This window comes from Myroides sp. (genome assembly GCF_032073645.1).
In the GTDB taxonomy this organism is placed as follows: domain Bacteria; phylum Bacteroidota; class Bacteroidia; order Flavobacteriales; family Flavobacteriaceae; genus Flavobacterium; species Flavobacterium odoratimimum.
The window spans coordinates 214072-228778 of the sequence record NZ_DAMANB010000004.1 but is presented as its reverse complement, the minus strand read 5'-3'; the positions used below and the strand labels follow the sequence as shown (position 1 = coordinate 228778).

General features: G+C 32.4%; 18 protein-coding genes. 2 read left to right on the top strand and 16 right to left on the bottom strand.

Translation table 11 applies throughout. From position 1 onward, the window contains the following. Positions 1-72: 72 nt before the first annotated feature. The 10 genes from RT228_RS05015 to RT228_RS04970 form a co-directional block, all read right to left on the bottom strand. Complete coding sequence (locus tag RT228_RS05015) at positions 73-750, bottom strand: hypothetical protein (RefSeq protein ID WP_006265167.1); 678 nt, start codon at positions 748-750, stop codon at positions 73-75. Between the two features lie 124 nt (positions 751-874). After that, the gene (locus RT228_RS05010; protein ID WP_006261041.1) at positions 875-1198 is read right to left on the bottom strand and encodes a hypothetical protein; all 324 of its coding nucleotides are present in this window, start codon (positions 1196-1198) and stop codon (positions 875-877) included. Between the two features lie 84 nt (positions 1199-1282). Further along, on the bottom strand, positions 1283-1786 hold the full coding sequence (locus RT228_RS05005; protein ID WP_006261040.1) for a hypothetical protein: 504 nt from the start codon (positions 1784-1786) through the stop codon (positions 1283-1285). A gap of 598 nt (positions 1787-2384) precedes the next feature. Continuing rightward, positions 2385-2891: a hypothetical protein gene (locus tag RT228_RS05000; RefSeq protein ID WP_006261039.1), complete on the bottom strand. Its 507-nt coding sequence runs from the start codon at positions 2889-2891 to the stop codon at positions 2385-2387. A 360-nt stretch (positions 2892-3251) separates the two neighbouring features. Beyond that, on the bottom strand, positions 3252-3650 hold the full coding sequence (locus RT228_RS04995; RefSeq protein ID WP_006259096.1) for a cytidine deaminase family protein: 399 nt from the start codon (positions 3648-3650) through the stop codon (positions 3252-3254). 13 nt (positions 3651-3663) lie between these two features. Beyond that, on the bottom strand, positions 3664-4386 hold the full coding sequence (locus tag RT228_RS04990) for a class I SAM-dependent methyltransferase (protein WP_016649526.1): 723 nt from the start codon (positions 4384-4386) through the stop codon (positions 3664-3666). Positions 4387-4388: 2 nt separating this feature from the next. Continuing rightward, the gene (locus RT228_RS04985) at positions 4389-4928 is read right to left on the bottom strand and encodes a YbaK/EbsC family protein (RefSeq protein ID WP_016649527.1); all 540 of its coding nucleotides are present in this window, start codon (positions 4926-4928) and stop codon (positions 4389-4391) included. A 3-nt stretch (positions 4929-4931) separates the two neighbouring features. Beyond that, complete coding sequence (locus tag RT228_RS04980; RefSeq protein WP_131540813.1) at positions 4932-5978, bottom strand: S66 peptidase family protein; 1047 nt, start codon at positions 5976-5978, stop codon at positions 4932-4934. A gap of 19 nt (positions 5979-5997) precedes the next feature. Further along, entirely contained in the window at positions 5998-6843 is an 846-nt protein-coding gene (locus RT228_RS04975; RefSeq protein ID WP_131540812.1) for a GNAT family N-acetyltransferase, read from the bottom strand. 9 nt (positions 6844-6852) lie between these two features. Then, complete coding sequence (locus tag RT228_RS04970; protein ID WP_016649530.1) at positions 6853-7407, bottom strand: GNAT family N-acetyltransferase; 555 nt, start codon at positions 7405-7407, stop codon at positions 6853-6855. A gap of 447 nt (positions 7408-7854) precedes the next feature. Between RT228_RS04970 and RT228_RS04965 the strand changes: the two genes are divergently transcribed. Then, on the top strand, positions 7855-8070 hold the full coding sequence (locus RT228_RS04965; protein WP_006259102.1) for a hypothetical protein: 216 nt from the start codon (positions 7855-7857) through the stop codon (positions 8068-8070). Further along, positions 8060-8353: a type II toxin-antitoxin system RelE/ParE family toxin gene (locus RT228_RS04960; RefSeq protein ID WP_230486151.1), complete on the top strand. Its 294-nt coding sequence runs from the start codon at positions 8060-8062 to the stop codon at positions 8351-8353. The genes RT228_RS04965 and RT228_RS04960 overlap by 11 nt, the downstream gene beginning before the upstream one ends. Positions 8354-8403: 50 nt before the next feature. Here RT228_RS04960 and RT228_RS04955 read toward each other — a convergent pair whose 3' ends face one another. The 6 genes from RT228_RS04955 to RT228_RS04930 all read right to left on the bottom strand — a co-directional run bounded on the left by RT228_RS04955 (position 8404) and on the right by RT228_RS04930 (position 14699). Then, on the bottom strand, positions 8404-9027 hold the full coding sequence (locus RT228_RS04955; protein ID WP_006259105.1) for a carbonic anhydrase: 624 nt from the start codon (positions 9025-9027) through the stop codon (positions 8404-8406). A 2-nt stretch (positions 9028-9029) separates the two neighbouring features. Further along, complete coding sequence (locus tag RT228_RS04950; protein ID WP_131540811.1) at positions 9030-10571, bottom strand: SulP family inorganic anion transporter; 1542 nt, start codon at positions 10569-10571, stop codon at positions 9030-9032. A gap of 669 nt (positions 10572-11240) precedes the next feature. Beyond that, positions 11241-11543 carry a hypothetical protein gene (locus RT228_RS04945; RefSeq protein WP_006259107.1) on the bottom strand — a complete coding sequence of 101 codons (303 nt, stop codon included), beginning with the start codon at positions 11541-11543 and terminating at the stop codon, positions 11241-11243. Between the two features lie 131 nt (positions 11544-11674). Then, a complete protein-coding gene (locus tag RT228_RS04940; RefSeq protein WP_006259108.1) occupies positions 11675-12286 on the bottom strand; it encodes a rhomboid family intramembrane serine protease in 612 nt (203 codons plus the stop codon). Positions 12287-12469: 183 nt separating this feature from the next. Continuing rightward, positions 12470-13498 carry a YncE family protein gene (locus tag RT228_RS04935; RefSeq protein ID WP_131540810.1) on the bottom strand — a complete coding sequence of 343 codons (1029 nt, stop codon included), beginning with the start codon at positions 13496-13498 and terminating at the stop codon, positions 12470-12472. A 10-nt stretch (positions 13499-13508) separates the two neighbouring features. Then, positions 13509-14699 (bottom strand): alpha/beta hydrolase, encoded by a 1191-nt coding sequence (locus tag RT228_RS04930; RefSeq protein WP_131540809.1) that lies wholly within the window; start codon positions 14697-14699, stop codon positions 13509-13511. Positions 14700-14707: the final 8 nt, after the last annotated feature.

Sequence of the window (14707 nt, the reverse complement as noted above, 5' to 3'; positions counted from 1 at the left end):
TGTACATATTTTATTATACAATTTTTTTAATGACACAGTTCACGGGACACCCTCATTTAAATCAAATTAGGATTAATTCTTTAATCCTAATCCTTTTATAACTTGCTTTATAATTGACGACTTCTTTTGCCTTTTAACTTTAGTGATTTCTTCATTCATATTGACCACTTTGTTTTCATCACAAGAATATTCTTCATCCCCTAGATCTTCGAATTCAAAAGTAGGTATAGAAGAGCTCGTAACAAATATTTCGTCTTCTACCTTATCTTCTTTTAACCCAAAACGCATACATCTTTCCTGAGGTTCTATATCCCACAAATATTCACCTATTATATCCTCTATTAGATGATATATTAGTTCTATTTTACTTTCTTCTACCTCTTCATATTCCAATGGTTCACCTAGACTTTCTACAACCTCTCCTTCTACTTCTAGCACTGTTCTAATCAAAAAACCATTCTCTGTATAATGAAGGTTAAACGACATCATCTCCTCATCTATAACGAAAGACATCACCTTCTGCTTAGAAGCTTTATACACTAGCGAAGCCATACCTATCGATACCAAAACTAAAGTAGCATCCTCTAAAAAACAAATATCTAATATATCTGATTCCTTATCACTAACAGTAGCCTTCTTAAAAGTAACTTCTTCTTCATGTACTAACTTACTTTTTAGTATTACTTCTAACCCTTCCAAATCAGATTGATAATTTTTATCTATTACTATACCTCCTATCTGTAGTCCCATATATTGTTTAACTCTCTATTTACAGCTTGAAAGATACTATTTTCTTATCTAAATACACTTGCCTAATTGTGAAACAGCTGTTAATTATAATAAGTTCCATTTTATTTAAAAACTATTTATTCTTTCATTTACTTATAATAGTATTTAAAGAATTAAAATCATATAATTGTCCTTCATAAATAATTTTTTGGAGATCAAAATCAACAGTCAAGGTGTAGGACACATTTCCTTCTGGATATATCCTAAAAATCAAAATCAACTGATTGTTTTCTTCTCTATAGTTTTCTAAATCCCAAGTATTTGATCCAGTATCTAATACAGCTTCATGAGTTATTGCATCTCTAATAACAAAAGTATTTACCCAATGTGACATTCTCATTTCTACTAAAGCAGTCCAAATTTGATACCGACCATGACAGACAGTCTGTACATCAATCAATCTATCCATTTATTATAAATTATCAAATCTTAAATTTACTACTAAAGTATGCCATACTACAAAATCCCCAAAGATATACGTCAATATTCTACCTTAATAGCTATGTATTTTATTATAAGTGATTCTAACAAATTTAGCATTTGAGTAGAATGGCTCTTTGTCATATTCATTTATACTTCTTTCCAATACTAATATTTCATCTGTCAACACACGAATATCATAATCCTGATAATCATCTGTATTCACCTCTTTTCCTACTCCTAAATACAATTTATCCTCTATCATAAACCACTGAAAAGGAGAGCGCTCATCACATATGATATCAGTGTCTTCACTTTCTTTGTAAAAATCAGTTTGAATCATAATTTCATGTCTATGAAACTCTAGTGTCTGTGGAGGACAACAAGTACTATCTACTTCTCCTGCAATGGCGCCTCCCCATCTATCATAATATTTTTTACTTTCTAATTTCCACTTACCTATTAATAGTGCTTTATTTTTACCTTGATGGCTAATCTGCACATCATCACTAGAACAAGAAATAAAATTAAAACACAATGTGATTGAAATAAATAATAAAAGTAATTTTTGTTGCATAATCGTTTGCTTTGTAAATTTTGGCAAATTTATAAGGTCAACACATTCAAAAAGCAAGACAAAAGTCCCTACAATAAATCGAATATATAATTAACAATGAATTGTAACAATTTATTAAGAAGAATAAAAAATAATAAACCAAAAAAAGTAAACCTTGAGAAGGTTTAGCCTCCTTTAGGCTAAAAAAATAACATAGATTTACGCAAAAAACAAAATATTTTACTAAATAAAGAAAAAATAAAAATAGTTATTACAAATTTCTATTTTAAAAAACACAGTATTTATTTACTTCTTAAATTAAGATAAAACAACATATTTAGTTTAGATATATCACATCTATCAACAGTAATAAATAAAATAGACATATACCTTTAAAGTATATATACAGTATTTAAAAATCACTTATTCTATAGCCTCAAAACGTTCTTTTTTTCTTTCTTCTTCTTGTATAACCTAAAAAACAAAAAAAAACAGCTATCTCCACTCTTGTTTTGACAACTGTTTTTTAAAGTTATATTACTTATTATTTACAGAATCTTTTTACTACCCACATTATAATAATTACGGTAAGGTGCTAATGCTTAAGAGTAATAAAAGACTAGTTTACTTTTTTATAGATAATTTTAATACTGCTTACATTAGAAGTATAACGATTACCATCTTTTACATCTATCTTTCGTTCAATAATTAATCGATCCTGACTTAATACTCGAATATCATAAATCTGTTCAGCATTTTGCTCTAATGATTTACTGATACCTAAGTACAATTTGTTTCCGCTTAACATCCATTGTCTAGGAGACCTTTCATTGTAATAATTCCCTTGACTATCTTTTTGATTTGAATAATCTGTTTGAATAGTAATGCCTCCTTTATAATAATCTACTGTCTGAGCAGGTACATTTAAATCACTTGCCAAAGTCTCCTTTACTATTCTACCATCTACATCTAACTCTGCTTTTTCTACAAGTTCCCATTTACCAAACATTTTAGAATTATTTTGTGCTTCTTCAGTAATTTGTATATCATCACTAGAAGAACAAGCAGTAAGGCTAACTGCAGACATTCCTAAAAATAGGAGACTAAATAGAGTTTGTTTTTTCATTTCGACTATTAATACATTTATATTTTTGACAAATATATATCGACATCTGTGAATTATCCAAAATAAAAACTCAAAATAAATTCACAATACGTGAATAAACAGGTTTTATAACTAACATTTAACAATTTCAATTTCGTGTATTTGTTAAAAAATCACACATTGTAATTTTTACACCAAATAAACTTACTTTAATAACGAATTATTAGAATATAAAAACAGTCAATCTACAATTCGTATAATAAAACAGACAATATAGAAATAAACACAACTTACCTCAACGCAAACAAAGTACTAGTAAGACATAAAAAAAGACTCTAGTACATACTAAAGTCTTTTATAATCGAATAGTAAGCTATCCACTTACCATTTTCTATTCATTCCTTTTTTCCAATCATAAGGCATAAGAGAACCTAAAGTTACATAGTGATCATCTTCTACTTCTACGATCGCGTTTTCATTTTCTTGTGCTAATTGAGTCATAAACTCTCTACATCTTCCGCAAGGAGGCACAGCTTCTCCCTTCTCAGTTATAGCTACTACCCGTCTTATTCTATTTTCTCCATGCTTTAGCATATCTGCTATAGCCCCATGCTCTGCACAGAACCCCATAGAACAAGCAGTATCAATACTAATACCTGTATATACATTTCCGTCTATAGTCTCAATAGCAGCGGCAACACTTCCATACGCAACAAAATCATTTAATTCAACTGATTTTGCATATTTATGGGCTATTTGCTTTAATTCCTTTGCTTCCATTTAATTCATTTTGTTAGGCATATCCATACCATATTATTTCCTCACTATACTCATTATATCTATTCAATTCCCAATCACCAAATACTTCTGCTATTCCTAGTCCAGCATCAGCTACTAATAGTCCTATCTCATTAAAACTAGGAAAAGCAATAGTAGATTGTGAACTAAAATTCTCTTGTGTATTATCAATACTATAATAAGTCGTATAAGTCAATGCTCTTGCATCTCCTTCATACGTATTCCACGCGGTGACTTGCCCATGCAAAGGATGTTTAAATTGACGTATAGACTCCTCTTTTGTCCACGTTAACCAATCTTTCACTAACGGATTCCGACTATCAAAGATATATCTACCTCCTTCATTTAAGTGTACTTTGATTGTTTCTAGAACAGCCAAACGATCCTCTTTCGTCAAGAAAACCTGAAATACATGACCTGATAAAATAATCAAATCAAACTTCTGCTCTAAGCGAATAGTTCTTGCATCTCCTTGAACCCATTTTACTTCTGAACTTCTTTTCTTTGCCTTTTCTAGCATCGCTTGAGCATACTCCACTCCTACTACATCTTTTCCTCTTTCTGATAAGACAGTAGCTAATCGCCCTGTTCCACATCCTAGATCTAAAACTGTTTTAGCTTTATCTGCTAGTTGTACATATCTCTCTTCATTCTCCCATAAGTTATCATAGTCGTAAAACTGAACCAAATCTACATTTTGATATAATTGATCTTCCATAATTATAGTTTAATCGTTAGTAAATCTCTATTTAAGAAAGGAACTAACTTATTAATTATATCTGTTGTATACAATTTCAAATAATGAGTAGTAGTTCCATCACTACAACCATAAAAAGGCTGATCCAAAACATCTTGATCAAATACTAATTGAATATCGCTAGCTGATTCTCTTAATAATCCAAATATAGATGCTGCTCCTACCTTGGTCTCCATCTTTTCGTATAGCATCTCTGCTGGTGCAAACGAAACCCTAGAGATGCTTAAAGCTTCACTAAACTCTTTACTACAAAAAGGTTTGTCTCCTAATGTAACGAATAGGTAAAACACTGTTCTCTGTCTATTGCACAAAAAAAGTGTTTTGACCATATTCATATCTAGCCTCTCATTAATCAACAAACAATCTTCCATTGTAATTGCCTCCTCTGTTTCAACTCTTTGCCAATCCATAGAAAGCTTAGACAATGTATCATAAGTCTGTTCTTGTAATTTAGAAAGATATCGCGATGGCCGTTCTAATGATACTTCACTGATATAAAACATATTTTATCTATCTATTACCGCACTCTCTAGAATAGAGAAACGCTTATTAATACTATCTATCTCTGCTACACATCCATATGGCAAAGTGAACGTTGGGCACGTATGACCAAAGTCCATCTGTGTTATCACAGGGAGAGTACTTAGACCTTCTTCATCAAGTATTTTAAGCAATATTTGCTCATATTCTTCAGCGTACATATTGTCATAAGGTCTTCCTAATATAATTCCATTTACTAAATGTAAAATACCCATTGCTGCATACCCTCTTAACCAACGCTCTATATAAAGAGGAGCTGTCTTTTCTTCAGAAGTTTCTAAAAACAATATACTTCCCTTCCACACATCTAATTCTGGCCAAAGCTCCGTTCCTTTTATTATTTCTAATACTTCCATGCATCCTCCAATTAAAGTACCCTGTACGCTTTTTTCTCCTCTCACATAGCGCCACCCTTCACATGGATTCAGCTTGCGTTTAGTGTTTTGTATGCTCACATCAAACCAATCTAAATACTCTGTAGTCCAACCTTCTGTATTTGGAGACACTGGTTCTACTGGTTCTATCTCAAACAATGTTCGTTTGATATCTTGTATCTGATAATCATGCATTTCCCCATTCTCTGCAAATCCCACTAATAACGAAGTACCATAGAAAGAGCTCAACCCTGCTTTTAGGCACATAAAATGCGTTACTGTACTATCTGAAAATCCTAGAAATATCTTTGGATTATTTCTAATTACATCATAGTCAATATACTTTAATAATCGAATACTCTCGTCTCCCCCTATATTGGTAATAATAGCTTTTACTTTCGGGTTTTTAAATGCATCCATTAGATCCTTAGCTCTTGCCTCTGGATGATTATAAATCCACTCTGCTGATTCTAAAGCATGTGACGTCTCTATAACTTTAAGTCCAAATATGTTTTCCAGTCGAGCTTTTCCTACTTGATAACGATGTGGTAACTCACCTGCCCCACCCCATGACAAAGAAATTGTCGCAACTGTATCTCCTTTTTTTAATCTCTTTGGCTTTATTAATCTTGTCCTCATATACTTATAATATTAACACCTATAGTTTCATGATCATCTCATGTTGAGTAATATAGTGCTCTAAGCCTATTCTCTTTAAAAACGAGATGAAATCCACTCCTTTATCATCCACATTAGTAATCAGAATAGGGGTTTCCAAAATATTAACCACATCATTCACGAGAATTTTTGCTATTCCTTTATTTCGGTAAGCTTTATCTACCGCTAGTTGATATATTTTACCACTGCTTTTATGATAGGCTACATATCCTACGATATTACCTCTCACTTTAGCTACTTTATACCGAATGTCTTCCTTAGCTTTTTCTAATACAGCTATTGAATTTTGCCAACTTGGTTGGATATCCCAAAAAGGAAGAACTGTTTTCCAACATACTTGCTCTACATCTTCTATTACAATATTAGCTGTCTTATAGTGCACCTCACGTGGTTGTCCTTTGAAGCACAATAAATCTCTACTTATATTATATCCTTGAGCTTTATAAGCACGAATAGCTTTATCGTTTCCTTTTATTACCTCAAGGGATAGATTTACACTACTACCCGTTTCTTTCCAAATAGGAATAGCATAACTATACATCTGAGCGACTAAACGCTGTCCCCTATATGTAGGTCTCACTCCTGTACCAGCATTATAATAATAGACTTGCTCAGCTTCTTTCTTCACTCCTGTTAGCATAAAAGCAACTAACTCCCCCTTATCAAATGCTCCGATAGAATAATCTAAGTCAACCAATTCACTATTTAGTTTAAATGCCAAGCTATCTTCTGTCAAATGAAAGGGAAGTATATAATCTGAAAATGAATCATTAAATACTTCTGTAAGCTCGCGTACACTTACTTCTCTAAGACTTCTAATTTTCATATCTCCTTTTTACTTTAATTTATTATATTCACCTCGTAACAAACTAAAAACAACAGAGTCTTCTATCTGTTCTCCTTTTACATAATGACTTCTCAATTGTCCTTCTCTAGTAAATCCAAACTTCTTCACTGTATTTAAGGAAGCCATATTATCTGGGCTAATGAAGGCCTCTACTCGTCTCAATTGCATAGTTTCAAATCCATAATGTAAGACCGTATTTAAGACTTCACTCATCACACCTCTTCCTTTCGAGTTATCATGATACAGTCCATATCCTACCTCAGCTCTATCGTGTTCTAAATACCAAGTATGATATCCACAGTACCCTAATATATCCTCTGTTTCTTTATCAATGATTAAAAACATCAAATATGATTTATTATAAGTACGGAAGCCATAGGCTGCTTTTACTTTTTCTTTTTCTACTTCCTCTTCAGGAATACCTATATAATGCAAAAGTTCTTCTGCAGTAGCTAATCTTAAAAAGTTTTGATAAGCTTCAGCTTCTAGTATTCGTAATTTAAAACGGGAAGTTTCAATATGGTCAAATATAAATTCTCTCATTCTGTGTCATTCTAAGTGAACTAAATATAATATTGAGTATATTTAGGTTCCTGCAAATTAAAAAAAAGTCAGCATATAAGATAAACAAACAAGTGTGAATCAACATTTTTATATACTGAAAAGACAAAAGAAGGGCTATCCTTTACTTTCATTCTGAGTAAATTTACCATCTTTCTCTATTATCTCTATTATGATAGTATAATGACTCCGTTATTTTCTATCAAATAACGGAGTGAGTACGGACTCATAACGGACTCACTACGGACTCATTCAAAACTAAAGCTATCTCAAACTACTATAAGTGTACACTTATCATAAACAGTCAACCTTACTTAACTAGATTATATAAATTAGTAAATATTTGAATATGTAAATAATTATCAAATAAAAATAAATACCTTTGTAGGAGAGTACACAATTAATTATCAACACCTTAACACATACGCTATGATAAACTATCACGTCATAATACCAAATGATAAAAAAGCAGTATTTCAAGAGTTTCTTGAGATAATTGGTGCTGATTATAGTGAACAGATTAATGACCTTAACCTAACTCTAGAACAACAAGGCATCTTAGAACAAAGGCTTGCAGAACCTAGCGAGAGTTATATTTCTCTTGATAAGGCACTTAATGAACTATACAAAAAATATGACTTATAATATAGTTATACTCCCAAGTGCTATACATGACTTAGATGCTATATTTGAGTATTATTTTTTGATATCTAAACGTATTCTAAATTCCTTTAAAAAAGAATTTGATAAAACATTGAAAGTATTAAAGAATAATCCTTTCTTTCAGATAAGATACAATGACATACGAGCTATTTCTATTAAGAAATTTCCGTATGTCATTTTTTTTAGAGTAGATCCTTATAAACAAATGATACATATAGTAGCTGTTTTTAATACTGCTCAGAACAGTGATAAATATCCTGTATAAAAAAAGGGTATCACGAATGACACCCCTTTCTCCTCTAATCAATAATAATCTTAACAGATTAATTCAACCTTTCCGCTTACTACATCATAATAAGCTCCTACTACACCTATTTTTTCTTCAGCAATCAATTTAGTCAATGAAGGACTCACTTCTTGCAACTGTGCTACTATCGTTCTTACGTTCTCCATCGTCACTAACTCTACTAACTCTGATGCTGACAAATCTTCATTACTGTGTTTTTGGCGAACTTTATCTACTACTGGATGGATGCGTTCTAATATAGTGTCTAGTTTACCTAAAGTCGTATGGTTACACGCTCCTGTCACAGCACCACATCTACTGTGTCCTAATACCATGATTAATTTACTACCAACCACATTACAGGCATATTCCATACTTCCGATTACTTCATCTGTCAATACATTACCTGCTATTCTTAAACTAAAGATATCTCCTATCCCTTGATCTAATACATGCTCTAGTGGAGCACGACTATCCATACAACTCAAAATAACGGCATGTGGATGTTGACCATCTTTAGTCTCTTGTAGTTGGTGTAAGAAGTTTCGGTTAAACTTCAAGTTATTTACAAAGCGGTTATTTCCTTCTAATAATAATTCTAAGCTTTGTGCTGGCGTTGTATTTGCTAATATTTCTTTTGTAAATGAATTCATAATTAAATGGTTTTTCTGTGTGATAAAATAATGTTTTGTTGGTCTCCTGATACTTTCACTTCTTTGTGAAAACCTGTTGTAGTAATCAGTATGTTTTTTTCTTTTGCCTTTTCATTTATAAACGTCTCTATAAGCTCTAAGACATCCACATGGATATACCCCATACGCTTTGCGTCTATAGCCAAGTGACAATTATCTGGCAATTGATAAAGCCTGTTTTTAATCGCTGTCTTGTTCAAGAACGATACTTCCTCTGCTAAAGTCAAGGTATATACTACTTGCTCTTGCTTTATCTGACGATGCATAGAGAATGCTTTTCTTACATTTCCGATTAGTAAGAATAATACACTCACTCCCATACCTACAAGGACACCAACGAGTAAATCTGTTACTACTACCATAATAAATGTGATGATAAAAGGAATAAACTGTGTGTATCCTTTATGCCAAAAGTGCATAAGAATAGCTGGACGAGCTAGGTTATACCCTACTAAGATTAATACTGCTGCTAAGGATGCTAAAGGAATCATATTTAATACTAAAGGCAAGGAGATAACTGCTATTAATAAGAAAATACCATGAATGACTGCAGATGCTTTATACAATCCTCCTGCATTCACATTAGCAGAAGAACGTACTACTACAGAAGTCATCGGAAGTCCTCCTATCAAAGAGCTTAGAATATTCCCTATTCCTTGTACTTTTAATTCTCTATTAGTATCTGTATGTCTCTTCAATGGATCTAAGCGATCTGTCGCCTCAATACACAATAAAGTTTCAATAGAAGCTACAATAGCAATAGTCCCTCCAATCATCCATACAGCAGGATTAGCAAATCCTGTCCAATCTGGAAATACAAATATGGAACTGATATCTGATAAACTATCAAACATAGGGATCGACACTAATCTCGATGGTTCGATAGCTAAAGAGCTACCTGTAGCAATCCAAAACTGGTTAATCAAAATACCGACTACCACTACAATTAAAGCTGCTGGTAAAAAAGAGACTTTCTTAGTCCACTTCATCTTATTCCACAGTAATAATATGGCTAATGAAATAACAGTAATAATCACCGTACCCAACTGGACAGATGCAAAAGAGGTGATATCACCTAAAGCATCTACTCCAAAAACCAATGGCAATTGCTTAATTAAAATCACTAATCCAATACCTGCTAACATTCCCTCTATTACACTTGATGGAAAGTAGTTGGCAATAGTACCTGATCTTAACAATCCTAATATCACTTGCAAAACTCCTGCAATAATACCTGCTGTAAGTAATAATTCAAATGATCCTAGCTCCGTTATAGCTCCTAATATAATAGCCGCTAAACCTGCTGCTGGACCACTTACACTAATATTTGAATTACTCAGTAATCCAACTATTACTCCTCCTACCACACCTGAAATAATACCTGCAATAGGGGGTGCACCAGAAGCTAACGCAATTCCTAAACACAGTGGAAGTGCGACTAAAAAGACCACAAGGCCTGGAGCAACACTCTTCTTAAGTGCTGCGATACTCATATTTTTTGTCATTGTTATTTTACGTTTAGTTTTTTCTTTTTTAGCCACAGATAAAGGCAATAGAAGATCTGTCGATTCATTGTTGTCCAAAAAATCAAGAAGGTAAATATTGACTTATTCAATACTTAAAAGCTAAAAAAGAAATGATTAACGAACTAAAGGCTTCTTCATTGCTGACAATTAACCATTTTGCAAAAGAAGACTTTCGTTACAACAAAAGACATCATAGGTAATTAAACCCACATTCCGCATTAGCCAAATACTGCAAAGCAATTCTACTTCATATCTCTTTCATTAGCTCTAAAACCATACTATAGTATGCTTGTATCACTAATTGAGAGTTATTTTGTATAATTACTTTTCGTTTATATGTCTATCGTGGAATATGGGTTAAATGAAACATAATACATGCTCTACAGTACATAAACCTAGAGACAGTATTAGCTAAATACTACAAAAAGATTCTAAGCCATAACTCTTTCTATAGCGCTATCATTATACTATCGTATGATTATAATACTAATTCCGATTTGCATTGCGTAATTACTGTTCATTGATCTATCTATTGCTAGTTCTAGAATGAACTATCTAATCATCCATCTCTATGAAAATAGATAGGCAAATAACCTATAAAATGTCTTTTGCTAAATCCTCTACTAGTGTTTACTAATAGAAGTCATATTAAACTAAACGTTCAGGAGGGGGTAATAAGATATCGAACTCTTGTGATTCATACACAAGTTTCAAATGAGAAAAGTTTAATTCCAATCCTTCTCCAGCATCTACTAGATTAAGATGATTAGAAGCAGATAAATCCCACAAATGTCCTTTGTGCTCTTCTTCTGCATTAGTGATTGGCTTTTTATTTTCTTCAGAAATGGTCACAGAAGGTATCTCTAATTCAATGCCAGCTAGCACCGCAATAGTCGGCGTAGCAATAAAGTTTACAAAGAATAATAATACAATTAGTGATACATATTTCATATCACAAAAATATTTTTTTTCTGAAATATGACAATATTAGACTTGTTAATTTTACTATAAAAAGTAGTTTTTATAGTAAACAACATCACATTTCAACAAGGTTTTAATGTAAAAACCACACTTAATGTAGCTTATTTCCTTCTATACTTTCTTTTGCTTTTCTTCCTATTCATCTGATATGCAAATACTAAACCCACTAACGCTCCTACTAAATGCCCTTGCCAAGAAACACCTTCTGCGACATAGCTAGGTAATACTCCATAAACTAACCCTCCATATAGTATCCCAATGATAATAGATACTAAGATTAAAACTAACTTGCGAATAAATATTCCACTAAAGAATAGAAAGAAAAAGAGCATATAAATTAATCCACTTGCTCCTATATGACAACTCATCATACTTGTCTGAAAGTAACCAAAATCAGGTAATAGCCACAAGGCTAAACCTGAGGTAATCCACCCCATAATAAGTACTGTATATGCTTGCTTTTTATAAAACAAAAACAATACTACACTAAGTATAAATAAAGGTAAAGTATTACTAATGATATGGTCTATCCCACCATGAAACAGAGGACTTAAGAAAATTCCTTTAATGCCTTCTATACGCCAAGGAATCACTCCATAACAATCGTGGAATATACCCAATTGTTGTAGACCAAATATAAACCACATCACTCCTACCAACAATAATGGTGGATAGAAATCTTCTTTCTTTAATCTAAGTTCCTCGTTTCTCACTGTACTCTATTTTATGTTAAAAGTACGATTATAATCAACATATCACCCATAATCAAACAACTTTCATAAAACTTCACACAACTAAATAATATTCATAACAAACAACATTAATATATACCTAAAAAAAATGGCTACTCCATTACAGAGTAGCCACTTCCTAATTATAATAGATGAGCTTTGATTTTATAATTGTACTTTACTCACAGTATCACCATTCGTATCTACTGCAGCCTCTTGCCCTTCTACTTTAGGCATTCTCTTTGTTTTATTTGTAACATAAGCTACTCCTGTATTTTTATTTACTGCTACAGTATTAGGGTGACTTCCCGTCTCTAATTCTGTAACTACCTCATAGGTTTTACCATCAACAATAACAGTTTTACCACTTTCTCTATTTGCTAAAACAATTTTATCTTGTTTTGGTAAATAGTTTACTCCTAATGACCCTCCTTTAAACTTTACTACTTTTAGTAACTCTCCACTGTCAGCATTTAATACTGTTAACCCAGTAGAAGAATTTGTCACAAACAATCTTCTTCTTGATTCATCAATAGAAACATTAATTGGGCTTTCTCCACCTGAAGCAAACTTCTTAATCACTTTTTTAGTCGTTGGATCAATAATAGCTACTTCATTTGTACCCATATTAGCAGCGTATAACTTCTTCGTTTTAGTATCAAAAGTAAGTCCTGCTGTAAAAATACCAGTATTGTCTATATATCCTTTTAATACATCTTTATCTCCATCAATGATCCACACTTTCCCATCTTGTTGTGTGTCTGATGCATAAATAGTATTTGTTTTCTCATCAATAGCAATCTCTCTATTGTGACCGCTTTCATTCGTTCCTGGAATTACTTTAGTAGCTCCTGTTTTTAGATCGATTACAGTCACTGCATTAGTAGTTGTATTCGTTCCATAAATCTTTTGAGTCTTTTCATTTACTGCAATACCAAATACAGGATTCCCGTTCACACTGTACTCTTTTTCAACAGATAAGTCATTGCCATTTAATTTATAAACAACTCCTTCTTTAGTTTTAAAATCGATTACAGAAGCAACATATACTCCATTGTCCACACTATTGTAAGCAACTTCATATAGTCCTTTTCCTACTTGTTTATTTTGATCTATTGATTGTGCTGTAGCAGTTGTTCCCATTGCTGCTAATACTGTAGCACTCAAAAACGTTAATGATTTAATGTATTTCATATTGTTATTATTAAAAATTAGTACTTTCTACTTTAGATAAGCTACCTATCATCCAATTAAAAGCTTGTTGCCAATACCACGCGCCATGCTTTCCTTTTGGATTAATATTCAACTCATAATTCAGGTTTAATACCTTGTTATTTGTTTCTAAAAAACGAAGAATATCTTCATCCATTCTAACCACATTCCCATCTCCTTTCTTGCGATTCTCACGTCCTCCTCCATAGATAAAATAAGTTTGTTGTCTTATTTTATCTATTTGACTAGTAGATAAGACATTGACATAAGTATCTAGGTTGTGATCATCTTGCCAAATAGAAGGAGAAAACACGCCAATCTTTCCAAATGTATCTGGATAAGTCAACCCTGCATATAAAGAAATCAATCCTCCTAAAGAACCTCCAGCGATACCAGTATGATGAACATCTGACAGGGTTCTATAAGTCGAGTCTATATAAGGCTTTAATGTTTTAACTATAAAAGAAATATAAGCTTGTCCTTCTACGACAGGGTTCTTCTGTGTAGGAAAAAAAGAATATTCTTTTTCTCTTAGATTCTTTTGATAATCATGATCTATCCCTACGATAATATATTGATCTCCATATTTGGCTATAGTCTCATCTACTTCCCATTCTACTGGGCCTAGTCTACCTTCTGAAGTAGCCTCGTCAAACAAATCTTGTCCATCGTGCATATACCACACAGGATACGATTCTTGACTATGGTCATAATCTTTAGGTAAATAAATTCTAATATCTCTTACTCTATTTAACTCAGGGATATAGAAGTTCTTCAGTATCACTAGATGATCTGGAGCTGTAGACGTTTCAAACTGGTCTCTCCATGCAGAAATAGTATTCTTTAATACCATATCTTCTTTAACTTCTACATCGTGTAAATTAATCAATCTACCTTTCTTAGATGACTCTAAAGTCTGCCAAGTACCTCGTGTGAATTTATATTCTAGAACTCCTACTGGGATGTCTGCCACCTCTACTAGATATTGATTAGATGTCCCTGAGACATTACGCATGAGGTAACGTTCATCTTTAGGATTCCATTGATTAAAATTACCTGTCAAATAAATAGGTTCTTCTGTGTGAGCAAAGTCTTCCACTGTGACTTCTACTCTAACTTTAAAACTGTTCTGTGCTTGCAAATTCATAACTACCATTAAAACAATAAACACATACTTTTTCATTAATTACT